The following is a 21,662-nucleotide window of genomic DNA, read 5'->3' as shown; positions in this document are numbered from 1 at the left end:
GCCGGACGTCAGGATTGCAGTGCGGCGGTGGCCGCGGCGAGGGTCTGCGCGCGGTAGCCCGCGCCGAACAGCGCGACGTGCACCAGCAGTGGATGCAGCTGGTGCAGCGGCGTGCGGGTGCGCCAACCGTCGGCGAGCGGATGGGTTTCGTGGTAGGCGGCGCGGATTCGGTCCAGGTGCGGTGCGCCGAAGAGGGCGAGCATGGCCAGATCGGTTTCGCGGTGGCCCGCGTGCGCGGCGGGGTCGACGAGCATCGCCCGCTCCCGCGTCCACACGATGTTGCCCGACCACAGGTCGCCGTGGAGGCGGGCCGGTGGTTCGGCGGGGCCTGCCAGCTCGTCGATGCGGTCGATGACCCGCTCGATCAGGCCGACGCCGTCGGCGCCGAGCGTGCCGGCCGCCCGGGCGAGGTAGGGCGCGAGGCGCTGTTCGGCGTACCACCGCGACCACGATCCGTCGGTGGGGGCGTTGGGCAGCGGCAGACTCGCGATCCAGCCCTCCCATGGTGCGCCGAACGACTCGGCGCGCGCGGCGTGCAGCGCGGCCAGTTCACGGCCGAAGCGCTCGGCGGCCGCGGGGCCGGGAGCGGTCTCCTCCAGCCAGGGCAGCACCAGTGTGCGGTCGTCGGCGGCCACGACCTCCGGTAGCAGGCACTCGGCCGGGCCGGGCGCGGCACGCAGCCAGCACAGGCCCGCCGCCTCGGCCGCGAATACCGGTGCGGGATCGGCCGAGGCCTTCACGAAAAATGTTCGGCCGTCGGCGGTTTCGGCGCGGTGCAGGGTCCATGCGTGGCTGGCGCCGAGATCGGTCACGGCGCGGACGGGCGCCTCCAGCAGCGCCGACAGCTGGGCCGCGCGGCTCACCCGGTGCCCGCGGTGAGCCGTTTCATGGTGTCCTCGTCGGCAGGGAAGAACGATTCGATGGCCAGTTCGGCGACGGTGACGTTCATCGGGGTGCCGAACACCGTGGTGACGCTGAGGAACGACAACTCGGCGCCGTCGTGGTCGATCCGCAGCGGGACCACCGCCTGGTCGGGTTCGGGGACGGTGAGTTCGACTTCACCGCCGGGGTAGGACCGCAGTTCCTCGAGCAGGTCGGCCAGGTCCCTGGAGCCGGTGACCTCGGCTTGACGGGCCAGGCGGGCGAAGATGTGGCCGCGCCATTCGGGCAGGTTGCGGATGCGCCCCGCCATGCCGTCGGGGTGCAGGCTCAGCCGCAGCGCGTTCACCGGCGGTGTCGTCAGTGCCGGATCGATGCCGGCGATGAGCACGGCGACTCCGCTGTTGGCGTCGATCATCGTCCAGTTCTGGTCGATGGCCAGCGCGGGGTAGGGCTCGTGGCCTGCGAGGATCTGGCGCATGGCGCCGCGCACGGCGTCCATGGCCGGAGTGTCCAGACCGGGTTGCGCGTAGGCGGGGGCGTAGCCCGCGGCGAGCAGGACGCGGTTGCGTTCGCGCAACGGGATCTCCAGGTGTTCGGACAAGTGCACGATCATGGTGCGGCTCGGGGTGGCGCGCCCGGTTTCGATGAAGCTCAGGTGCCGCGCCGAGGTGTCGGCCCGTCCGGCCAGCTCCAGCTGGCTCAGCCTGCGTTCCAAGCGCCAATGTCGCAGCAGGTCACCTGCCGTTGGGGTAGTCACGCCCCGATATTACGAACGGCCGAGCGGGACGGCCATTACCTCTCGGGTAATGGCCGCCGATACCCCGCTGCGATGTCAGGCCATTTCGGGAACGCGCAGATGCGCGAACGCCAGGTCGAACTCCCCTACCTCGAGCACGTTGGCGCCCACCCGCTGGGTCGCCGCGCTCCTGATCCGATTGCTGTGCTCGCGGGTGGCGTCCATCGCCTCGCGACTCGACCAGACCATCGCGCCCACCCCGCGGCCGCTGTCCCGGTCGACGAACAGGCTGGCGCTGCAGAATCCGTCGAGCGTCTCGATCTGTGGCAGCACTTCCATCCGGAAGGTGTCGATCAGGCGCTCGACCTGCCCGGGATCGACCTGCACCCAGCTGCACCTGGCACACGCGGTGTCGTCGGCCGGATGGTCCCGGTGCATCACCGCGATGTCCCATTCCTCGACGCGCTCCACCACGCCGCCGAGCTGCCTGGCCAAGCCGTCGCGCAGTTGCTGCGCGCGTCCTCTGCTGGCGTGCAACGCCTGCTGCGACTCCCACGAGGTCGAAGCGATGCAGCGTCCCGTCGACCGGTTCACCAGCAACGACAGTCCGACCCATCCTTCGAGCTGCGGCAGATTCGGCATCACTTCATCGCGCAGGTATGCGATCCCGTCGTCCATCGATGACGGCTGGGCCGCGATTGTGCTGGAACGTGCGTACACGGGCCACCTCCCGCCCTACTCTGGGTGGCGCCCCGGTGGCGCCACCGGACATACTCACCTTCCTCCGGCCTCCGCCCGCACGCAATGCCTCGGTCGCCGCCACCGAACGGCCGTAGCCTGAGACCGTGACCGACCTGGTGAAGCTGGAGGATTCCGCGTCGCTGCGCTTGGCGCGCCTATTCCTCGGCGCTACAGTGGATCTCGTCATCGACCGCCCGTACGGCAGCAGGCACCCGCGCTGCGGCTTCCGCTATCTGCTCAACTACGGCTACGTGCCGCTCACCCGCGCTCCCGACGGCCAGGAACTGGACGGGTACTTCCTCGGCCCCCCCGAACCGTTGGACTTCGCCCGCGGACGATGCGCCGGGATCATCCACCGGTGGTACGACGACGACGACAAACTGCTCGTCGTCCCGAGCGGCGACCCGGCGCCGACCGCCTCGGCGATCGCCGAGGCGGTCGAGTTCCAGGAGACCGCCGGTCACTACGTGATCATCGGCGGATGACCGGCGCGCGCATCGGGCCCGGCTCGATTGGGCGGGCCGATACCGGGTAGGTCCCTGCCATGGAACTGTTGGTGATTCTCGGACTCGCGGTGCTCGTCGGCGCGGTGATCCTGTATCGCAAGAGGTCCGGTAAACGGCCCGGCGCACCCGAGGTCCCCGGAAACGACGGCGAGTAGGGAGCGGCTATGAGCGCGATGGATCCCGATCCCGCGAAAACCCCTGACCTGGAACCCGGCGGCGGCGTCGCCCCCGGCTCCACGCCCCCGGACACCCCGCAGACGTCCGGGCTGTCCGCGCCGGAGCCGAGCACCCGGCACCACTTCCCGGTCACCGGCGTGGTGGCGATGCTCATCGGCGCACTGGTGGTCCTGCTGTTCGTGGCCGTCGCGGTCGGGCTCGTGGTGTCGATGCTGTGACCCGCCGCTACCGACGGTCGGCCGATCCAGCAGATCGGCCGACCGTGGGTCATCGCGCGCCGGTCACAGAATCGGCCTGCCGCCGGTGACGGCGATGCGAGCGCCGGAGACGTAGCTGCCGTCGTCGGAGGCCAGCATGACGTAGGTGGGCGCCAGTTCGGCCGGCTGGCCCGCGCGGCCGAGCGGGGTGTCGTCGCCGAACTGGGTGACCTTCTCGACCGGCATGGTGGAGGGGATCAGCGGAGTCCAGATCGGTCCGGGCGCGACGCTGTTGACCCGGATCCCGCGCTCGCCCAGCAGCTGCGCGAGGCTGGCGGAGAAGTTCGCGATGGCGGCTTTGGTCGCCGCGTACGGCGCCAGCGTGGGTGAGGGCATGTCGGAGTTCACCGAGGAGCTGCCGATGATCGACGACCCCGGCGGCATGTGCGGCAGCGCCGCCTTCACCAGGTAGAAGTAGGCGTTGATGTTCAGCTTGACGGTGTGTTCGAACTCCTCGTCGCTGATCTCCTCCAGAGTCTCGTGCGTCATCTGGAAGGCGGCGTTGCTGACCAGGACGTCGATCTTGCCGAATTCCCGCACCGCCCGATCGATGACGGCGCGGCAGTGCGCGGCCTCGGACAGGTCGCCGGGCACGAGCACGGCTTTGCGTCCGGCCTGGGTCACCAGGTCGGCGACTTCCTTCGCGTCCTCGTCCTCGTCGAGGTAGGAGATCAGCACGTCGGCGCCTTCGCGGGCGTAGGCGATCGCCACCGCCCGCCCGATGCCGCTGTCGGCGCCGGTGATGACGGCGGCCTTGCCGGTCAGTTTGCCGGAGCCGCGGTAGCTGTCCTCACCGCAGTCCGGTACCGGATTCATCCTGGCCTGGATGCCGGGGACTTTCTGCTGCTGTTCGGGAAACCCCATGTCGGTCCTCTCCTTCTCCGTGTCGGGGCTGCGGATGGTTCAGGTGTCCTGCCGCAGGCGCCAGTCGCGCACCGCGTCGCGGGCACGGTCGAACAGCGCCAACGGCGGGCCCGCCACCAGATTCGCCAGCGCGGACTCCCCCGCGCGCGGATGCGGCCGGGTGGGCGCCACGGCCTCGGCGGCGCGCAGGGAACCGGCCATCCGCCGCAGCTGGCCGGTGGAGAACTGCGCGCGCAGCAGGGCGAACTCCTCGGCCTCCTCGTGGGCGGCGTGTTCGTGCACGGCGTCGGCGAAGCGGGCGAGCCGTGCGTCGAAGTCGGGATGGTCCACTCCTAGGTCGTAGAGGTCGGCCAACGCGCGCTTGGCCGCGTTCTCCTCCTCGAGCCGCGGCTGCACGATATCGGCGTCGGCGCCGAAACGGGCGCGTCCGGCGACCGGATGCACGACCTCCTCCTCGGCGCTCTCGTGCACCGCCAGCAAGCGCACCAGATCGGTGAACAGCTCCTGTTTCCCGTCGTGCCCGGCCTTCAGTCGCGCCAGCAGGGTGCGAATCTCCTCGTGCTGGGCGGTGAGCAGGTCGACGACATCCTGGTCGGTCATCGCAACACTCGTTTCTGTCGCTGTGAAATGCCTTGCCCGGCTTGATCATTCGTGCGCGAGGCAACCGGCTCCACGTCTCGGGGTCGCCGGGCCCCGCTGCCGGGCGGGTACCCCGGCGGCCGGGCGCCAATCAGCGTGCCCGTCCCTACTCGGCTTCCTGCGGGGGCAGCAGCCGCGGAAGCAGCGCCGCGGCGGCGGTGGCGGTGGTCGCGCAGGTGGTCGCGATCCCCCAGCCGACCGGATCCAGCGGGCGGCAACCGAAGTATCCGCACAGTCCCGGCGTCATCACGATCGCGCCGAGCACCGCGCCGCTGGCGGCCGTGGTCAGCCACACCAGTGGGCTGCGGTAGCCGGAGACCAGCGTCTGGCCCAGCTGCGTGCCGATGAGCGCGACCAAGCCGATGGTGGCGGCGCGCCGCTGCGTGCCGGTCATCCGGCCCAGGGTCCAGGCCACCGAGGCGCTGGTGGCCGTGGCGACACCGCGGACACCGAGCGTGCGCAGCAGATCGGGACCCAGCCGCGCGGGCGGGAGTTCGGCCAGCCGCTCGGCGGCCCGCTGCGCCTGGGCCTGCGGATCGTCGGCGTCGTCCGGATCGACCGCGTCCCCTTCGCGCGAGAGGGCAAGCGCCATCGCGGGGAACATGTCGGTGAGCATGTTCACCAGCAGGAATTGCCGGGTGCCCAGCGGCGCCTGGCCGCTGACGGCGGTGCCGTAGAGCGTGAAGGCCACCTCCCCGGCATTGCCGCCGACCAGCACCCCGACGGCGTCGCCGACGCGCTGCCACATGCCGCGGCCTTCGACGAGGGCGTGCAACAGCACCAGCGGGTCGGGGCGGGTGAGCACCATGTCGGCGGCGTTGCGGGCGGCGACCGAACCCTGTGCGGCCAAACCGATTCCGACGTCGGCGGTGCGGATGGCGGCGGCGTCGTTGCTGCCGTCGCCGGTCATGCCGACCACGTGACCCGCGCGGCGCAGCGCCGCCACGATGCGCACCTTCTGCTCCGGGCTGACGCGGGCGAAGACGGTGCTCTGCTCGATCAGTTCCGCGCGCGCGGTCTCGTCGAGGCGGTCGAGGTCGGCGCCGGTGACCACCTGCCCCGCCTCGATGCCGAGCTGGCGGGCCACCGCCGCCGCGGTCACCGGGTGGTCGCCGGTGATCATGCGGACGCTGATGTCGTTGCGCTGCAGCGCGGTCACCAGCGGCACCGTCTGCGGGCGCGGGGCGTCGGCGAGGCCGATGAAGCCGAGCAGGCTGAGTTCGGCGACCGCCGCCTCGACGTCGTCGGGTGCGGCGGACAGGTCGCGGCGCGCCACCACCAGCACCCGCAGGCCCTGCTCGGCGAGATCGCGGACCACCTGCTCGGCGCGCTCGCGCATGCGGCCGTCGAAGGGGAGGTCGGTGTCGTCCATCCGCACGCCGGTGCAGCGCGACAGCACCACTTCGGGCGCGCCCTTGACGATCAGCCGCAGTTTGCGTGCGGTGTGGCCGAGGGTGGCGGCGTAGCCGCGGTTGGATTCGAACGGGATCTCCTCGATCGCATCCCAGTGGCGGGGGTCCTCGCCGAGCGCCTCGGCCGCGGCCTCGACCACCGCGCGGTCGGTGGCGTGCGCGGGTGGGCCCTCGGCGGGATCGGGGCAGGCGCGGGCCGCGGCGCGCAGCAGTCGGCGGGCTTGCTCGCAGTCGGCGTCCGGAGCCCACTGCTCGTCGAGATCGGCGAGGGTGGTCAGGCGCAGCCGCCCTTCGGTGAGGGTGCCGGTCTTGTCGAAGCACAGGGTGTCCACCCGGCCCAGCGCCTCCACGGTGCGGCTGGCGCGCACCAGCACGCCGTGCCGCGACAGCCTGCGGGCGGCCGCGAGCTGCGCGACCGTGGCCACCAGCGGCAGCCCTTCGGGGACCGCGGCGACCGCGACCGCGACGCCGTCGGCGATCGCGGTGCGCAGCGGCCTGCCCCGCAGCATGCCCAGTCCGGTCACGATGCCGCCGCCGCTCAGGGTCAGCGGCAGGGCGCGGTCGGTCAGGCGGCGCAATTGCGCTTGCACACCGGCCTTCTCCGGCGGGATGGCTCCGGCGGCGGCGCGGCCGGCCTGGGTGTCGTCGCCGACCGCCACGACGATCGCTCGCCCGGTGCCGTTGACCACGGTGCTGCCTTCGAAGACCATGCAGGCGCGGTCGGCCAGCGCCCGGCCAGGGGTGGCCGCGACCTGTTTCTCGACGGTGATCGATTCGCCGGTGAGACCGGATTCGTCCATTTCGAGGTCGTCGGCGCGCAGCAGCCTGGCGTCGGCGGGGACGACCTCCCCTGCGCGCAGCACGATCACGTCGCCGAGCGCGAGGACGTCCGCGGGCACATGGTGTTCGCGCGGCTCGGCGGTGTCGAGTTCGGCGCGATCGATCACGCGTGCGCTGAGTTGTTCACCCTCGAACAGGCGGTGCAGCGCGTTCTCCGCGCGCTGGCGCTGCCAGGCGGAGACCAGTGCGTTGACACCGAGCACCGACGACAGCAGCACCGCGTCCGAGGGCGCGCCGAGCACGGCGGTGGCGACCGCGCCGACCCCCAGAATGGGGGTGAGCGGATCGGCGAGTTCGCGGCGCAGCTGGCCGGCGAACGACGCCGCCGACGCGACGACGCGCACGCCGGGGATGCGGGTGACCGCGCCGGGCCGAGCGCGTTCGGTCACCGGGAGCGGGCGCGGCAACCGGCTGAGCACCTCGTCGGGTTCGAGGGCATGCCAGGGCAGCAGCGGGGCGAGCGTGGCGGGCGGGACGGTGCGTCCGCAACGCCATCCGGTGTAGGCGCCGGAGAGCAGGCCGGTGTAGTGGGCGGCGGTCATGGGCGAGGAGCGGCCCGCGCTGTGCGGGGCGATCGCCAGCAGCAGCCCGCCCAGCGCCGCTCCCGACAAGGCCAGCGAACGGCCGCGTTCGCTGACCTGACGAGCCGGAGCGATGGCGGCCAGGACGCGATCGGCCTGCGCGAGGTCGCGGCAGACCGCGTCGGCGGTCCACGGCATCCGCAGCGCCTTGCCTTCCCGCACCGCCAGGCCGATCGCGACATCGGCGTGGGCCAGCGCCTTGTGCGCGCGGGGGCTGAGCACGGCTACGACGTGACCGTCCTTCTGCAGCGCGCGCACCAGCCCGCTCATCGACGTGGACGGGGAGACGAATTCGTCGGCCATGGACCGCAACTCGGCGGCGTCGGCGCCACCGGCGAGAGTCACGCGCAGGCCCGCGCTGCGGGCGCGGCCGAGCAGGGCGTGCGCCCTGCGGTCGAGTTCGCGGCCGATCAGCACGCGTCCGACCGGTGTTCCGTTGTCGTGCAGCTCGCGCCACACCGGGCGCAGCGTCACACCGTCATCGGGTTTTCCGGTCGCGGGGTGCACCAGCCGGCGGTGGCCTCCGGCCGACAAGTAGCGTCCGGTGCCGTCCGGTTGCGCGTCGTCGCCGTCGGCGGTCTCGTGTTCCCACAGCAAGCGCTGGCCTGCGCTCCATACCTGCGCGACCGACCATCTCGGGTCGGTCGCTTCGGCGTCGAGCACCAGACGCCGGGCGGTCAGCAGCGACTCTCCGTCGATGACCAGCGCCGACAATCGGTCCAGCCGCCGCCACACCCGCGGGTGCAACGTCAGCACACCCGCCCGGCCCAGCATCGTGGAGACCAGCGCCCCGTAGGCCTCGCGACTGGCCCGCGCCGCCTTGGGCGCGCCGAGCTCCAGCGCGTCGGCCGCGCCGAACAGGCCGCGTCCGCCCAGGACGGAGGTCACCGCGCCCGCGAGCGCGCCGGCGGCCGTTTCGTCGGCGACCCGTTCGATCGGTCCCTGCGGCATCTCGACCACGCGGTCGGGCGGCGACAGCGGATCGCAGACTTCCGCCGGACGCCGGTCGATCTCGACCTCCCAGTCCTGCCATTGCACATAGCGGGTCAGCGATTCGGTCAGCGTGAAGCCGCGGTGCACCGCGTCGATCACCAGATTCGCCGTGCCGGCCGCCGCCGTGTTGCCCAGGGCGTTGCCGATCGCGTTCGCCGTGGTGAGCACCAGGTCGGTCCGGGTGCGGCCGAGCTGCTCCTCCAGCCGTTTGCGCAGGCGCGGCTGGGTGTCGACGAAGGCGGCGGCCGCGCGCAGCACGCGGGCGGGCCCGCGCAACGGCAGCACCGCGCTCACGGCGGACAATCCGATCGCGCACACGTCGCCCGCGACCTGGATTCCGGCCGCCAGCAACGGTTCGCGGTCGCCCGGGTGCTCGCAGCCGCGACTCCAGTCCAGGTCGCCGACCGCGGTGTCGGCCTCGACGGATTCGATGGCCGACACCAGCGCGGGCAGGTCGGCCGCACCGTGTTCCAGGGCGGCCACCACGCGGCCGGTCACCGCGTTCACCCGCCACCAGCGCACATCGCGGCGGCGATCCAGCCTCCGGTGCAGCGCCTCGGTGACGTCCGAGCTCTTGCCTGAGTCCAGTCCGCGCACCTCGACGGTGGCCCGGTCCTCGTACAGCGCCACCCGGCGGCGCGACCGCAACGCGTGCGGGTCGATCAACGCCGCCAATTCGTCGCGCAGTTCCTCGTCACGGCTGAGGTTCAGCAGCGACGCGCTCGCCCGCGCGCCCGCCGCCACCGCCTGCGCCGGCGCCTGCACGGCTCTGGTTCCCAGATCGACGGCCTTCTCCACGCTCGCGCGGGCCATCTCCGCCGCCACCGACGTCGGCGCCTCGAGCCACCACGGTGAGACGACTCCGCGTAGTAAGAAGCTCATACACGGCAGCTACCCAGGCAAGGACAGAGCAAACCGTCGCGGCCGCGGCGCGTGCGCCGTGGCCGGGCCCTTCGCGGGCCCGCCGCGCCGGTCAGTTCGCGGTCGGGTCCAGCACGATCTTCACCGCGCCGTCGGTCTTCTGCTGGAAGGTGGCGTAGGCCTGCGGCGCATCGGTCAGCGGGAGGCGATGGGTGGCGAAGGTGTCCACGCCCAGCGGGTCGCCGTCGCGCAGCAGCGGCATGATGTCCTCGACCCACCGTTTGACGTTGGCCTGGCCCATCCGCAGCTGGATCTGCTTGTCGAACAGCACCCGCATCGGCATGGGGTCGAGCATGCCGCCGTAGACGCCGATCACCGAGATCGTGCCGCCGCGGCGGACGATGTCGATGGCCGAGCGCAGGGCCGCGAGCCGATCGACGCCCGCGGTGTCCATCACCTTCTTGGCCACCGGATCCGGCAGGAACGCCGCCGAGCGCTGGGCCGCCGATGCCAGCGGCGAGCCGTGGGCCTCCATGCCCACCGCGTCGATCACCGAGTCGGTGCCCCTGCCGTCGGTCCAGCCGCGGATGATGTCGCCGAGCGGCTCGTCGACGGCGTCCAGGTCGATCACCTCCACGCCGCGTTCGGCCACCCGCGCCAGCCGCTCGGGCACCCGGTCGACGCCGATGACGCGGTAGCCGCGATGCGCGGCGACCCGGCAGGCCATGTCACCGATCGGGCCGAGACCCAGCACGGTCACCGATCCGCCGTCGGGCACCGCGGCGTATTCCACCGCCTGCCACGCGGTGGGCAGCACGTCCGACAGGTACAGGAAGCGGTCGTCGGACGGGCCGTCGGGCACTGTGATGTGGGTGGCGTCCGCGTGCGGCACCCGCAGATACTCCGCTTGGCCGCCGGGCACCTGCCCGTAGAGCTTCGAATAGCCGAACAGGGCCGCGCCGCAGCCGTATTCGCGCACCTGCGTCGTCTCGCATTGGGTGGGCAGGCCGGCGCGGCACATGTAGCAGGCGCCGCAGCTGATCTGGAACGGGATGACGACGCGATCGCCGGGCCGCAGCCCGGTGACGGCCGAGCCGGTCTCCACCACCCGTCCGATGGGTTCGTGGCCGAGGACGTCGCCGTTGCTCATGTAGGCGCCGAGCACTTCGTACAGGTGCAGGTCGGATCCGCAGATACCGGTGGAGGTGACCTCGATGATCGCGTCCGTCGGGGCCTCGATCCGAGGATCGGGCACCGTCTCCACAGCGACTTTGCGTCGTCCTTGCCAGGTCACTGCCTTCATCCGCGCGGCTCCTCGGTCGGGGTTCGATACCTGTCCCGGTCCTACCCGGACACTTCGGCCCGAAACGACCGCACCGGGTCGGCCGCCGGCGGCGACCGGGCAAGACCGCAGGTCACCGGGCGGCGGCGCGGCCCGATACGCGGCAGGTGTGCCGCCGCCGATTCCGGGTAGGCGGTAGCCGTGGACCATTCACGAGCTCCTCTCCTGGAAGCGCTTGCCGACTATCACCGGCTGGGCCGCTACGGCTTCACGCCGCCGGGACACCGGCAAGGCCGCGGTACCGACGAACGCGTCCTGGAGGTGATCGGCCGCGACGCCTTCGCCTCCGATGTCCTGGCCACCGCGGGGCTGGACGACCGGCTCTCCCGCGGCGGCTATCTGTCGCGCGCGGAGGCGCTGATGGCCGACGCGGTGCGGGCGGAATCGGCGTTCTTCTCCACTTGCGGCAGTTCGCTGTCGGTCAAGGCCGCCATGATGACGGTGGCGGGCGGGCAGGACGGCGGCCTGCTCGTGGCCCGCGACAGCCACAAATCGGTGGTCGCCGGGCTGATCTTCTCCGGTGTCCAGCCGCACTGGATCACCCCGCGCTGGGACGCCGAGATGCATTTCGCGCACCCGCCCTCACCGTGGCAGGTGGCCGAGGCATGGGACGCGCACCCCGACGCCGCGGGCGCGTTGATCGTGAGCCCGAGTCCCTACGGCACCTGCGCGGACATCGCGGGCATCGCCGAGGTCTGCCACGAGCGGGGCAAGCCGCTCATCGTCGACGAGGCGTGGGGCGCGCATCTGCCGTTCCACGACGACCTGCCGACCTGGGCGATGGACGCCGGCGCCGACCTGTGCGTGGTCAGCGTGCACAAGATGGGCGCCGGATTCGAACAGGGCTCGGTGTTCCACCTGCAAGGCGACCTGGTGGATCCGATCCGGCTCAGCGAATGCGCCGACCTGCTGATGACCACCAGCCCGAACGTGCTGGTCTACGCCGCGCTCGACGGCTGGCGCAGGCAGATGGTCGAGCGCGGGCAGGAACTGCTCGGTGCGGCGCTGCGCACGGCCGAACAGGCGCGCCGACAGCTGACCGAGATCCCGGGCATCACGGTGCTCGAAGACGAACTGCTCGGCGCCGAGGCCTCGCACGACCTCGACCGTTTACAGGTCCTCATGGACGTCTCCGGCACCGGAGCCAGCGGCTATCAGGCCGCCGACTGGCTGCGCGAGCATCGCCGCCTCGATCTGGGATTGAGCGATCACCGCAGGCTGCTGGCCACGCTGTCGCTGGCCGACGACAAGGACACCATCGACACCCTGATCGACGGCGTCGCCGCCTGGCGCGATCAACTGACCGATCCGCAGCCACCGCGCATCCAGCTGCCCTCGCCCGAGGATCTGCAGCTGGAGTCGGTGATGCTGCCGCGCGACGCGTTCTTCGGCCCGGTGGAGACGGTGGACGCGCGCGACGCCGTCGGCCGGATCGCCGCCGAGCAGCTCACCCCCTACCCGCCGGGCATTCCGGTGGTGGTGCCCGGTGAGCGCATCGACGCCGCCGTCGTCGACTACCTGCGCACCGGGCTCGACGCGGGCATGAACGTACCCGACGCCGCCGACGCCCGGCTGCGCACGATCCGGGTCGTCGCCCGCGAGTGAACCGAAAGACCTTATTTCTCAGGAGGTTTCGAACATGGCCGGACCGACCGCGCTCGCCTTGGTGTGCACGCTGAAGAAGTCGCCCGCCGAATCCAGCAGCGACCTCATCGCCCGCCAGGTGCTCGACGAACTGGCCGGGCACGACGTGCAGGGCACGGCGCTGCGGGTGGTCGACTACGACGTGCTGCCCGGCGTGACCGCCGACGAGGGCCCCGGCGACCAGTGGCCGTCGATCCGCGAGCGGATCGCCGCGGCCGACATCCTGCTGGTCGCGACCCCCACCTGGGTCGGGCACATGTCCTCGGTGGCGCAGCGGGTGCTGGAGCGATTGGACGCCGAGCTGTCGGAGACCGACGACGCGGGCCGCCCCGCGATGGTCGGCAAGGTGGCGACGGTCGCGGTGGTCGGCAACGAGGACGGCGCGCACAAGATCGTCGCCGATCTGTACCAGGGCCTCAACGACATCGGCTTCACCATCCCGGCCCAGGGGTGCACGTACTGGAACGACCAAGCCATGGGCGGCACCGACTACCAGGATCTCGACTCGGTGCCCAAGGCGGTGGCTTCGGCGACCGCCGCGCTCGCACGCAACGCCGCACATCTGGCGCGCGTGCTGCGCGCCCAGCAGTACCCGCCCGCCGCATGAGGTGCGGATGATCGCGCCGGCGCCTTCGCCAGCGCCGGCGCGATCGCCTCGCTCAGGCCAGCACCGCGTCCACGGTCTTCTTCAGCGCCGACGGCTGCGCGGGCGAGGTCGGAGCCTTCTTCCTGAGTTCCTGCATGCGCGCGCCGATCTCCTGAAGCTGTTTGCGCCCCAAGGCTTCCCGCACCTTCGGGAACCACTCGTTCTCCTCCTCGTCGATATGGTGGTCGACGTTCTCGATGAGCACGGTGGTCTTGGCGGTGAAGTGCTCGTCGTCGGGCTTCATCGCCGCCAGCTCGGTGACCAGCACGTCGGCGACGTGGTGCTCCTCGTAGGACTCCAGGACGTCGTCCTCGAGGTCGGGCACGAGTTTGCGCACCTCGGGGTACATGCACTCGTTTTCCAGATAGGTGTGCACGGTGAGCGCCTCGATGATCTTGTTCACCACGTCGGCTTTGGCGCGGGTGGCGTCCTCGCCCGCTTTCTCGAACTCGCGGAACAGCTTCCGGATCGCCTTGTGGTCGTCGCGAAGCAGCACGATCGCGTCGGTGGTCATCGCTTTCTCCTTGCGTCGGGGCCGGTCTGTGCCGGGCATTCCCGGCGCCGCGCCGCCGAAACCGTGGCCTGCGCCCTACAGCCGGATCCCGCGCCGGCCGTATGGTGGTGAGCCGCACCCAGCACAGGAAGGTTCCAGATGCCCCACGCGGACGACTACGCACACGAGGTGGCCGAACTGGCCGGGCAGGCGGAGATCACCGTCGCGGTCGCCGAATCGCTCACCGCGGGCCGGCTGTGCGCCACGCTGGGCGCGGCACCCGACTCCTCCGCCTGGTTCCGCGGGGGCCTCGTCGCCTACAGCACCGAGGTCAAGCGCACCGTTCTCGGCGTGCCCGACGTGCCGGTGGTATCGCGCTGGGCCGCCGAAGCGATGGCGACCGGCGTCCGCGAGTTGCTGAAGGCCGTTGTCGCCGTGTCGGTCACCGGTGCGGGCGGTCCCGACCCGCAGGACGGGCAACCGCCGGGCTCGGTGTGGTTCGCGATCGCCACCGAGAACGACGTGCGTGCCTGGCATCATCAGTTCGACGGGGAACCGAAGGACGTGCTCGACCAGACCGTCGCCTCCGCGTCCGAGGCGCTGTTGGACACCGTGCGCGCCTTGCACGCGCGGCGGTCGCCGAGCTGACCCGCGCGGTCAGGACGAGCGGCGATGCCTGCGGTGGCTGGTGTCGCAGAACGGGTAGTTCTTCGAGCGCTTGCACAGGCACAGCGCCACCATGAACCGGTCGCAGCGCAGCGTCCGGCCGTCCGCGGTGACGAACTCCACCGGCCCCTCGATCAACGCGGGGCCGTCCGCGGTGAGTGTCACTCGCCGCCAGTGCTCATTGCCGGATTCGGTCGGCACGGATCACCACCAGATCTTCCATTCGCTGGCCGGGGCTGATCAGCCCGGCCGCTTCCAGCCAGTCCGCGCGGCGGCGCAGCACCGGCCCGAACGGCACCGTCGCCCGCGCCACCACCGCGGCCTTCAGGCCCCGCTCGCGCAGCTGGTCGAGGGTCGTATCGGGATCCGACAGCGCCGAGTGCACGATCAGCGCGATCCCGCGTGGTTTCAGCAGCGTCGGCAGCGCCGCGCACAACTGATCGAGAATCGCCCTGCCCTGCGTTCCCGCGTCCCACGCGCGGGCGATGCCGCGGCTGTCGGTGCCCGCGGGAGCAGGGACATACGGCGGGTTGGCCAGCACCAGATCGAAACTGCGCCCACCGAGCACGGCGGCGAAATCACCGCGCAGCACCTCGGCTTCGATGCCGCGCAGCCGGCAGTTCAACCAGGCCGACGCGACCGCGGCCCTCGACACGTCCACGGCGGTCACCCGCGCGGCGCCGGTATAGGCGGCGGCGACGGCCAGCGCGCCGGTGCCGGTGCACACATCCACCGCGTGCCCGCCGCGCGGAATGCCCGCCTCGGACAGGGCACGCACGAGCAACCAAGTGTCCAACTGCGGCGGATAGACGCCGGGGGGTCGAATCAACATCACTCTGGCCGGATAGCCAGCTCAGCGCCGCTCAATCAGCCGCGCCCGGCGCGCCCCCGGTCTCCCGCAACGAACTGCGGCCCGCGCGCCAGGCGTCGAGCACATGATCGGCGAATCGGTCCTCGAGCAGATTCGTCACCTGGATGCCGAAGGCCACCGACTCGGTCAGCTCCGGTTCCCGCCGCAGCAGGTCACCGATCACGCCGGTGCGCATGATCTGCTCGTGCACCGCGTCGGCTTCGACGTGCTCGCGGAAGAACAGCACGCACGCCGGGTCGGCGTCCAGCCGTTCCAACGCCTCCACCAGACGCTGCGCACCGGGCGGCGAGGTGATCTCCACCGTGGCGAAATGCCCCACCAGCGCGCCACGCAACGACCGGTGCAGCCCGAACAGCGACATCATGTTCACCAGCGCGAGCATCGGCGCGGGCACCACGTCCAGGTAGTGCAGATAGTCCGGATCCAGCCCCGCGCCCGCCAGCAGATCGGCGTACAGCTGCGCGTGCACGCGCTCGCCGCGCCCACCCCCGAACTCGTCGAACTCCACCGCCACCAGCGACGCCTTCGCTTGGCCGCGCAGCCGCGGAATCACCCAGGCGTACGGGTCGGCCTCTTTGTGGTGGTAGATCGAGCGGTGCACGAAGTACTCGCGCATCTGCCACCACTCGCCCTCGTCGCGCAGGAAACGGCTCAGACCCTCCGGGTCGGCGGGGGTCACCAGCAACCGGTCGAGTTCGGCGTCCAGATCGGCTCCGCCGGGCACGTCCTCGCGCAGCGCCCGCAGGAACCGCTGTTCCAGCGCGGCGCGCAGACCCAGCAGGCCCGGATCCCATTCCCAGCCCGCGTCGACCGTCGTGAAACCGTGATAGTGCAGCTCGTAGCAGGTGTGCAACGCCAGATGCAGGTCCTCGCCGTACGGGTCCACCGGACCCGGCTCCGGTACCGGATCGCGCCCGGGCGCACCGCGCAACAGCTCCACCACCGCCTCCGACAGCTCGCCGCGTGGGCGCGGCAGATCCTGTTTCGGGGCGCCTATCATCACCGTCATACCGGGCGCTTACCCCGGCGGGGCGCCCTTAGCGGGGCGCCGCGCGGAAAGAATGCGGTGGCCGTCCCCACACTGTGGGGACGGCCACCGACGAGACGGACCTGCGGAGCTACCCGTTCGCCTTCTTGTACGCCTCGACGACCTCCGCGGAGATCCGTCCCCGCGCCGAGACGTCGATGCCGTTCTTGCGCGCCCACTCCCGGATCACCGTGGCCTGTTCCCGATCGGTCGCCGACCGCAGGGCACCGCCGCGGCCGCCGCGGCGCGCGCGACCGATCTTGCGGGCATACGGAACCCATTGTTCGAAGAATCCGCGCAACTGACCGGCATTCTCCGCCGACAAGTCCATCTCGTAGGCCACGCCGTCAACGGCGAAAGACACGGTTTCCTCGGCCTGAGACTTGCCGTCGTAGTCATCGACCAGTGTGACGACGACCTTGCGTGCCATAGAGATAATCCCTTCACGGTTACCGAGCGCGTGCAGTCGAAAAAACAATCGTAGCCAGTAGATAACAGATCGGTTCCACCCCCGGAACACCGGGGTCCCCTGCCGGCGCGCGGGACGCGACGCAGCGGACGATTCGCCGCGGGCGGCCGCTGCGCCATCACATAGTGCACGCGCACGCGGCCGAACGGCAAACGCCGCATCGACCGCGGCGCGGCCTACCGCCTGCCGCTGCATCTGGCGAAGCAGGCAGGCGCGCGGCCACTTCCCCACTCCGCACCGGCACGAGACGATCACCGCACGGGCGGGAACAAGGTCTGCGGCGGCCCGCCGCGGGGCGCAACTTTCACTGAATGAACGATTCCGCGAGTCCGACTTCGTGGTTCCCGTCCTGGCCGTTGCGCACACTTCACAGGGGACCGCGGGTGCGGTCGGTGTGCGCGGAGCAGAAAAAAGCGGTGCATGAGCATTCGGTGTTCGATCCGCGGCCGCTCGACGCATCGAAGGCGGACCCGAATCGCGATCAGCTGTTGTCGCCGACGTGATTCGCCGCGCACTCCGCAATTTCTCGTCCCGGCGTCCGGGTTCGCGCGCACCGCACCGGGTCACTCGATCCGGCGTAGCCTTCGCCTGCCCGGAATCGGCGCCATTCGCGCGCCCGGGTTTCTTTTCCGCCGGGCGGCATCACCGTCGCGGGTCGATGCCGCCGGTCGGTCCTCTCGTTCGACGAAATATCGGAGTACCCCTTCCATGAGTGTTCCTCGGCCGCTGGGCATGCCGGCCCAGCCCGTGCGCGTCCCCCTCGCCGGAACTGCTAGCTGCGTCCGACCGTCCCGCTGGAACCGCACCACCGGCTACACCGCCGCCGTGCCGTATCGCGCTCCCGCCGGGCTCGAGCCTCCCAGTTTTCGCACGCCAGGGCCGGGCATCGCCCGATGGCACGGCCCGCCCGTCGTGCGGATCGGGCGGATGCGGAGCGACGCCGTGACCACAGGGATCCGCCTGTGGCGCCGGATGATTCTTCAGGACGACGGTGCGTCACCGTACACGGTCAACCAGATGGCCCGCCCCAGCGCCTCCGCGAGTGCGTCGTCGGTGACCCCCGACCCGGAAGAGAAGCTCGCCGCGATCGCCCGCTCCACCATCGAGGTGAGCACGATGGCGGTGGCCTGCGGGTCGATCGCCGGACTGATCCTGCCCTCGGCCCGGTCGGTCTCCAGCCGCGATCGCACCACCCGCACGAACGAGGCGACCCGGCCACGCCAGTACGCGCCGACGTCGCGGTCGTAGGCGGCCACCTCGCTCAGCGCCAGCAGCAGGGATCGGTGCTCGCGGAAGCCGGCGATCATGGTTCGCACGGCCGCGACCACACCGGCCTGCCGCCCGGTGTGCTCGGTGACCCACCAGCGCTCGGCGGCCTCGAACAGATCCGCCGTGGCCAATTCGGCCATCCGGATCAGCAGCCGGCTCTTGTCCGGGAAGTACCGGTAGAACGTCGATCGCGCCGACTGCGAGGCGGCGGCGATCCGGTGCACGGCGATCTCGGTGTAGGGCGTGCCGTCGGCGAGCAGTTCCTCCACCGCGGCCAGGACACGCCGCTCGAACTCCGCGCGCCGGTCGTCGACCGGTTTCCGCGCGTTCCTGGGGACTCGGGTCAGCGAGGGCATCCGGTTCCTCTCCGCGGCGCGACGGCCGTCTCGGTCGGCTGTGCCGGTCGGTTGCGTCCCACCATGGCGTCCATTCTGCCGACACGGCACCGATATTGACATTCGGAGGCGCACCGCTCACCATCGATCGGACACAGTGTCCGAGACTATGTGACCGAGGTGTTCGGGCATGCGCGGATCCCCTTCTCCGGCAATCGAGTACACCGATGTGGTGGTCGTCGGCGCGCGCTGCGCGGGCTCCGCGGCCGCCATCGCGTTCGCCCGCGCGGGCCGGGACGTCGTCGCGCTGGACTCGGCGCGTTTTCCCTCCGACACCCTCTCGACCCATCTGCTGTGGCCCGCAGGCCTGGCCGAACTGCGCCGCGCCGGAGCGCTCGAGCGCGTCCTTCGGCTCGGCGCGCCCGCACTGACCACGGCCTTCGCCGACGGCGACGGCGTCGCGGTCCGCTCGTCGTTCGCGCCGGTGGACGGCATCGACCACGCGATGTGCGTGCGGCGGACCGGACTGGACGCCGCGCTCGTGGCCACCGCGGTCGAGGCCGGAGCGCGGATCCGGGAGGGCGTGCGGGTCACCGATCTGCTGTGGTCCGGCGGGCGCTGCGCCGGTGTCCGCTACAGCGCGGGCGGCGGCGAGCACGAGCTGCGCGCCCGCCTGGTCGTCGGGGCCGACGGCCGCCGCAGCACGGTGGCCAGGCTCGTCGGCGCCACCCGGCCCCGGTTGTCCGCGCCGAGCGGGCGCGACTGCTACTTCGCGTACTGGCACGACGGCGCGGCCGACCAGCGGCACATCGCCGCGCAGTGGCGCTGCGGTCCCGATCTGGGCACCGCGTTCCCCTGCGACGACGGCTTGCTGCTGAGCCTGGTCCAACCACCCGCGCAGCCCGGCGGACCGGGCGCGGGACGCGCCGAACTCCGATACCAGGAAGCCATCGAGCGGCTACCGGGACTGCGGCTGCGGCTGCGCGACTGCCGCAGAGTCGGGCGGGTGCGCGCGGCCACCGGCCTGTCCTCCTACTTCCGGCGCTCGACCGGGCCGGGCTGGGCGCTGGCGGGTGACGCGGGCCATTTCAAGGACCCGGTGACCGCGCAGGGCATCCGCGACGCCTTGCGTTACGGCCGGTTGCTCGGTGAACTCGCCGCGCCGGCCCTCGACGACACCGAGCATCTCGACACCGTCCTGACCGCATGGCAACAGCTGCGCGATCGCGAGTGCCTCGGCGTCTACCAGTGGACCAATCGCCTGGCCAGGGGCACGGCGATGCGCCCGCTGGAAATCGAGCTCTACCGCAGGGCCGCGGGCGACCCGGCATTGGCCGACCGGGTCACCGAAGTCTTCTCCCGCACCGTGGAACCGAAGGACGTCTTCACTCCCGCCCGCGCCGCCCTGTTCGCCGCAGGAGCGCTGCGCGAGTCCTGGCGGGCGCCGTGGCCCGTCCTCGCCGACCTGGCCGGCGAATGCCGCGACGCGGTCTCCGAACTAAGGGAAGCCCGCGCCTTCACGCGCACCGGTTCCGCCGAAGCCATCCCGTCCCGCCCGCCGCGGGACACTCTCGCGGCATCTTCAGGAGATCGACATGCATGACCCGCGTCCCCGGCCGACCATCGACCTCACCCGCCGCGACCTGCTGCGCGGCGCGCTCGCGGCCGGCGTATCCGTCGCCGCCGCCGCGCAGGCACACGCCGCGCCACCGGAAGCCCGCCGAACGCCCGGATTGCGCACCGGCGGGAAGTCGGTCGCGATCCTCGGCGGCGGAGTCGCCGGGCTGTCGGCCGCCCACGAATTGATCGAACGCGGATACGAGGTCACCGTCTACGAACCGGCGTTCCTCGGCGGCAAGGCGCGCAGCATGGGCGTGCCTGGCACCGGCACCGACGGCCGCGCGGACCTGCCAGGGGAGCACGGCTTCCGATTCTTCCCCGGCTGCTACCAGAATCTGCCGGACACCATGCGCCGGATTCCGTTCCCCGGCAATCCCGATGGCGTGGCGGGCAACCTGGTTCGCGTCGAGGGCACGGTCGCGGGTTTCCGCGGCAGGCCGCCGCTGTTCGCGCCGGTCGAATTCGGCGGCCTCGATCAGCTGACACCTCAGCGCATCCAGAACACGCTGATCGGCGCGTTCGGGTTCATCCCCGAGCTGCCCCCGGCCGAACTGGCGTTCTTCGCCAAGCAGATGACCGTGTGGTTCACCTCGTGTACCGAACGGCGGTTCGGGCAGTGGGAATACGTGACGTGGGAGCAGATCCTGCGTGCCGAGGGCAAATCGGCGGCCTATCGCGAATACCTGGTCAGCGCCCTCACCCGGATCACCGTCGCGGCCAAACCCCAGTTGAGTTCGGCCCGCACGATCGGCACCATCGGTGAGGCCCTCGTGCTGGCCGGCACCGGGGCGATCCCGCAATATTCGGCCGGTATCGACCGTATCCTCAACCGCCCCACCAACGAGGCCTGGATCGATCCCTGGGTGACGTATCTGCGGTCGCGGGGCGTGCGATTCGCTCTGGGACAGCGGGCGACGCGGCTGGAGTTGCGGGACGGCCGGATCGCCTCGGCCACAGTGACCGGCACCGACGGCCGCTCCACCGCGGTCACCGCGGACTGGTATCTGTGCGCCATGCCCGTGGACAAGGCGGTCGGGCTGCTGAGCGACGAGATCATCGACGCGGACCCGCATCTGGCGGGAATGCGCGAACTCAGGACCGACTGGATGGTCGGCATCCAGTACTACCTCGCCCGCCCGACCGAACTGCCGGAAGGCCACATCGCCGCGCTGGGCTCGCCCTGGGCACTCACCGCCCTGCGGCAGGCGCCGATGTGGGTCGGCGACTTCGCCGCGCGATACGGCGACGGCACGGTGCGCGAATGCCTTTCGGTGGACATCTCCGACTGGGACTCCCCCGGCATCCGATTCCACCGGCCCGCCAAGCAGTGCACCGCCGACGAGATCGCCGAAGAGGTCTGGGCCCAGCTGAGCGAATGGCTCAACACCGGCACGGGCTGGCTGCGCCCCGAGGACATCCGCTCCTGGCATCTGGACCCGGGGATCACGTGGACCGCGAGCGGCATCCACAACGAAACCCCGCTGCTGGTCAATACCGTCGGCTCCTACGACCACCGCCCTGAGGCCGGCTGCGCCGTCGCCAACCTGTTCTTCGGCGGCGACCACGTGCGCAACAACATCGACCTCGCCACCATGGAGGGCGCCAACGAGTCCGGGCGCGCCGCCACCAACGCGATCCTCGATGCCGCCGACGACCCCGCGCCCCGCGTCCCGGTCTTTCCCCTGGTATCCCTGCCGGTCTTCGACCCGTTGAAACGCATCGACGCCGACCGCTACCGCGCCGGACTGCCGCATCTGCTCGACTTGTGACCAGGCGGGCGGAGCCGGCCGG

Annotated in this window: 21 protein-coding genes; 8 read left to right on the top strand and 13 right to left on the bottom strand. The window is 71.4% G+C overall.

Features of this window, described 5'->3' with window-relative positions:
• Nucleotides 1-8: 8 nt before the first annotated feature.
• The 3 genes from U3653_RS27880 to U3653_RS27870 all read right to left on the bottom strand — a co-directional run bounded on the left by U3653_RS27880 (nt 9) and on the right by U3653_RS27870 (nt 2,338).
• On the bottom strand, nt 9-863 hold the full coding sequence (locus U3653_RS27880; RefSeq protein ID WP_195082884.1) for a fructosamine kinase family protein: 855 nt from the start codon (nt 861-863) through the stop codon (nt 9-11).
• Entirely contained in the window at nt 860-1,639 is a 780-nt protein-coding gene (locus U3653_RS27875) for a helix-turn-helix domain-containing protein (RefSeq protein WP_195082883.1), read from the bottom strand. The genes U3653_RS27880 and U3653_RS27875 overlap by 4 nt, the downstream gene beginning before the upstream one ends.
• Nucleotides 1,640-1,714: 75 nt before the next feature.
• Nucleotides 1,715-2,338: a hypothetical protein gene (locus tag U3653_RS27870; protein WP_195082882.1), complete on the bottom strand. Its 624-nt coding sequence runs from the start codon at nt 2,336-2,338 to the stop codon at nt 1,715-1,717.
• Between the two features lie 125 nt (nt 2,339-2,463).
• Here U3653_RS27870 and U3653_RS27865 point away from each other — a divergent pair, with 125 nt between their 5' ends.
• The 3 genes from U3653_RS27865 to U3653_RS27855 are packed head-to-tail and all read left to right on the top strand — an operon-like array spanning nt 2,464 to nt 3,260.
• Nucleotides 2,464-2,844 carry an inorganic diphosphatase gene (locus U3653_RS27865; RefSeq protein WP_195082881.1) on the top strand — a complete coding sequence of 127 codons (381 nt, stop codon included), beginning with the start codon at nt 2,464-2,466 and terminating at the stop codon, nt 2,842-2,844.
• 59 nt (nt 2,845-2,903) lie between these two features.
• Nucleotides 2,904-3,020, top strand: coding sequence for an LPXTG cell wall anchor domain-containing protein (locus tag U3653_RS27860; protein ID WP_157111893.1), 117 nt, complete (start codon nt 2,904-2,906; stop codon nt 3,018-3,020).
• 9 nt (nt 3,021-3,029) lie between these two features.
• The gene (locus tag U3653_RS27855) at nt 3,030-3,260 is read left to right on the top strand and encodes a DUF6480 family protein (RefSeq protein ID WP_195082880.1); all 231 of its coding nucleotides are present in this window, start codon (nt 3,030-3,032) and stop codon (nt 3,258-3,260) included.
• 63 nt (nt 3,261-3,323) lie between these two features.
• Here the strand turns inward: U3653_RS27855 and U3653_RS27850 are convergent, their stop codons facing one another.
• The 4 genes from U3653_RS27850 to U3653_RS27835 all read right to left on the bottom strand — a co-directional run bounded on the left by U3653_RS27850 (nt 3,324) and on the right by U3653_RS27835 (nt 10,792).
• Nucleotides 3,324-4,163, bottom strand: a complete 840-nt coding sequence (locus U3653_RS27850) for an SDR family oxidoreductase (protein WP_195082879.1) — start codon at nt 4,161-4,163, stop codon at nt 3,324-3,326.
• Between the two features lie 39 nt (nt 4,164-4,202).
• On the bottom strand, nt 4,203-4,763 hold the full coding sequence (locus U3653_RS27845; protein ID WP_195082878.1) for a hemerythrin domain-containing protein: 561 nt from the start codon (nt 4,761-4,763) through the stop codon (nt 4,203-4,205).
• A gap of 145 nt (nt 4,764-4,908) precedes the next feature.
• On the bottom strand, nt 4,909-9,510 hold the full coding sequence (locus tag U3653_RS27840) for a cation-translocating P-type ATPase (RefSeq protein ID WP_195082877.1): 4,602 nt from the start codon (nt 9,508-9,510) through the stop codon (nt 4,909-4,911).
• 91 nt (nt 9,511-9,601) lie between these two features.
• Nucleotides 9,602-10,792, bottom strand: coding sequence for a zinc-dependent alcohol dehydrogenase (locus U3653_RS27835; protein WP_195082876.1), 1,191 nt, complete (start codon nt 10,790-10,792; stop codon nt 9,602-9,604).
• 180 nt (nt 10,793-10,972) lie between these two features.
• On the opposite strand from U3653_RS27835, the gene U3653_RS27830 reads away from it, so the two are divergent.
• Nucleotides 10,973-12,436: an aminotransferase class I/II-fold pyridoxal phosphate-dependent enzyme gene (locus U3653_RS27830; protein ID WP_195082875.1), complete on the top strand. Its 1,464-nt coding sequence runs from the start codon at nt 10,973-10,975 to the stop codon at nt 12,434-12,436.
• 34 nt (nt 12,437-12,470) lie between these two features.
• Nucleotides 12,471-13,082 carry a flavodoxin family protein gene (locus U3653_RS27825; protein ID WP_195082874.1) on the top strand — a complete coding sequence of 204 codons (612 nt, stop codon included), beginning with the start codon at nt 12,471-12,473 and terminating at the stop codon, nt 13,080-13,082.
• A 52-nt stretch (nt 13,083-13,134) separates the two neighbouring features.
• Here U3653_RS27825 and U3653_RS27820 read toward each other — a convergent pair whose 3' ends face one another.
• The gene (locus U3653_RS27820) at nt 13,135-13,635 is read right to left on the bottom strand and encodes a hemerythrin domain-containing protein (protein ID WP_195082873.1); all 501 of its coding nucleotides are present in this window, start codon (nt 13,633-13,635) and stop codon (nt 13,135-13,137) included.
• A 138-nt stretch (nt 13,636-13,773) separates the two neighbouring features.
• On the opposite strand from U3653_RS27820, the gene U3653_RS27815 reads away from it, so the two are divergent.
• Nucleotides 13,774-14,262 (top strand): CinA family protein, encoded by a 489-nt coding sequence (locus U3653_RS27815; RefSeq protein WP_195082872.1) that lies wholly within the window; start codon nt 13,774-13,776, stop codon nt 14,260-14,262.
• Between the two features lie 9 nt (nt 14,263-14,271).
• On the opposite strand, the gene U3653_RS27810 is transcribed toward U3653_RS27815, so the two are convergent.
• The 5 genes from U3653_RS27810 to U3653_RS27790 all read right to left on the bottom strand — a co-directional run bounded on the left by U3653_RS27810 (nt 14,272) and on the right by U3653_RS27790 (nt 18,272).
• A complete protein-coding gene (locus U3653_RS27810; RefSeq protein ID WP_195082871.1) occupies nt 14,272-14,445 on the bottom strand; it encodes a CDGSH iron-sulfur domain-containing protein in 174 nt (57 codons plus the stop codon).
• A 13-nt stretch (nt 14,446-14,458) separates the two neighbouring features.
• Nucleotides 14,459-15,112 carry a HemK2/MTQ2 family protein methyltransferase gene (locus tag U3653_RS27805; protein ID WP_195082870.1) on the bottom strand — a complete coding sequence of 218 codons (654 nt, stop codon included), beginning with the start codon at nt 15,110-15,112 and terminating at the stop codon, nt 14,459-14,461.
• A 31-nt stretch (nt 15,113-15,143) separates the two neighbouring features.
• Complete coding sequence (locus U3653_RS27800; RefSeq protein WP_195082869.1) at nt 15,144-16,160, bottom strand: iron-containing redox enzyme family protein; 1,017 nt, start codon at nt 16,158-16,160, stop codon at nt 15,144-15,146.
• A gap of 109 nt (nt 16,161-16,269) precedes the next feature.
• Nucleotides 16,270-16,608: a histone-like nucleoid-structuring protein Lsr2 gene (locus U3653_RS27795; RefSeq protein ID WP_195082868.1), complete on the bottom strand. Its 339-nt coding sequence runs from the start codon at nt 16,606-16,608 to the stop codon at nt 16,270-16,272.
• A gap of 1,019 nt (nt 16,609-17,627) precedes the next feature.
• Nucleotides 17,628-18,272 carry a TetR/AcrR family transcriptional regulator gene (locus U3653_RS27790; protein ID WP_195082867.1) on the bottom strand — a complete coding sequence of 215 codons (645 nt, stop codon included), beginning with the start codon at nt 18,270-18,272 and terminating at the stop codon, nt 17,628-17,630.
• A gap of 169 nt (nt 18,273-18,441) precedes the next feature.
• Here U3653_RS27790 and U3653_RS27785 point away from each other — a divergent pair, with 169 nt between their 5' ends.
• Both U3653_RS27785 and U3653_RS27780 read left to right on the top strand, forming a co-directional pair.
• The gene (locus tag U3653_RS27785; RefSeq protein WP_195082866.1) at nt 18,442-19,854 is read left to right on the top strand and encodes an NAD(P)/FAD-dependent oxidoreductase; all 1,413 of its coding nucleotides are present in this window, start codon (nt 18,442-18,444) and stop codon (nt 19,852-19,854) included.
• Nucleotides 19,847-21,640, top strand: a complete 1,794-nt coding sequence (locus U3653_RS27780) for a hydroxysqualene dehydroxylase (RefSeq protein WP_195082865.1) — start codon at nt 19,847-19,849, stop codon at nt 21,638-21,640. Before U3653_RS27785 ends, U3653_RS27780 begins: the two co-directional genes overlap by 8 nt.
• Nucleotides 21,641-21,662 lie beyond the last annotated feature (22 nt).

Source organism: Nocardia implantans (assembly GCF_035544775.1).
Classification (GTDB): Bacteria; Actinomycetota; Actinomycetes; order Mycobacteriales; family Mycobacteriaceae; genus Nocardia; species Nocardia implantans.
This window is presented reverse-complemented; position numbering and strand designations above follow the sequence as displayed.

What these genes read in the sequence shown, in the direction of transcription:
- U3653_RS27840 (WP_195082877.1), bottom strand. Translation starts at nt 9,510, where the DNA reads ATGAGCTTCTTACTACGCGGAGTCGTCTCACCGTGGTGGCTCGAGGCG.
- U3653_RS27800 (WP_195082869.1), bottom strand. Translation starts at nt 16,160, where the DNA reads ATGACGGTGATGATAGGCGCCCCGAAACAGGATCTGCCGCGCCCACGC.
- U3653_RS27825 (WP_195082874.1), top strand. Translation starts at nt 12,471, where the DNA reads ATGGCCGGACCGACCGCGCTCGCCTTGGTGTGCACGCTGAAGAAGTCG.
- U3653_RS27795 (WP_195082868.1), bottom strand. Translation starts at nt 16,608, where the DNA reads ATGGCACGCAAGGTCGTCGTCACACTGGTCGATGACTACGACGGCAAG.
- U3653_RS27805 (WP_195082870.1), bottom strand. Translation starts at nt 15,112, where the DNA reads ATGTTGATTCGACCCCCCGGCGTCTATCCGCCGCAGTTGGACACTTGG.
- U3653_RS27790 (WP_195082867.1), bottom strand. Translation starts at nt 18,272, where the DNA reads ATGCCCTCGCTGACCCGAGTCCCCAGGAACGCGCGGAAACCGGTCGAC.
- U3653_RS27835 (WP_195082876.1), bottom strand. Translation starts at nt 10,792, where the DNA reads ATGAAGGCAGTGACCTGGCAAGGACGACGCAAAGTCGCTGTGGAGACG.
- U3653_RS27860 (WP_157111893.1), top strand. Translation starts at nt 2,904, where the DNA reads ATGGAACTGTTGGTGATTCTCGGACTCGCGGTGCTCGTCGGCGCGGTG.
- U3653_RS27780 (WP_195082865.1), top strand. Translation starts at nt 19,847, where the DNA reads ATGCATGACCCGCGTCCCCGGCCGACCATCGACCTCACCCGCCGCGAC.
- U3653_RS27855 (WP_195082880.1), top strand. Translation starts at nt 3,030, where the DNA reads ATGAGCGCGATGGATCCCGATCCCGCGAAAACCCCTGACCTGGAACCC.
- U3653_RS27820 (WP_195082873.1), bottom strand. Translation starts at nt 13,635, where the DNA reads ATGACCACCGACGCGATCGTGCTGCTTCGCGACGACCACAAGGCGATC.
- U3653_RS27815 (WP_195082872.1), top strand. Translation starts at nt 13,774, where the DNA reads ATGCCCCACGCGGACGACTACGCACACGAGGTGGCCGAACTGGCCGGG.
- U3653_RS27785 (WP_195082866.1), top strand. Translation starts at nt 18,442, where the DNA reads ATGCGCGGATCCCCTTCTCCGGCAATCGAGTACACCGATGTGGTGGTC.
- U3653_RS27845 (WP_195082878.1), bottom strand. Translation starts at nt 4,763, where the DNA reads ATGACCGACCAGGATGTCGTCGACCTGCTCACCGCCCAGCACGAGGAG.
- U3653_RS27850 (WP_195082879.1), bottom strand. Translation starts at nt 4,163, where the DNA reads ATGGGGTTTCCCGAACAGCAGCAGAAAGTCCCCGGCATCCAGGCCAGG.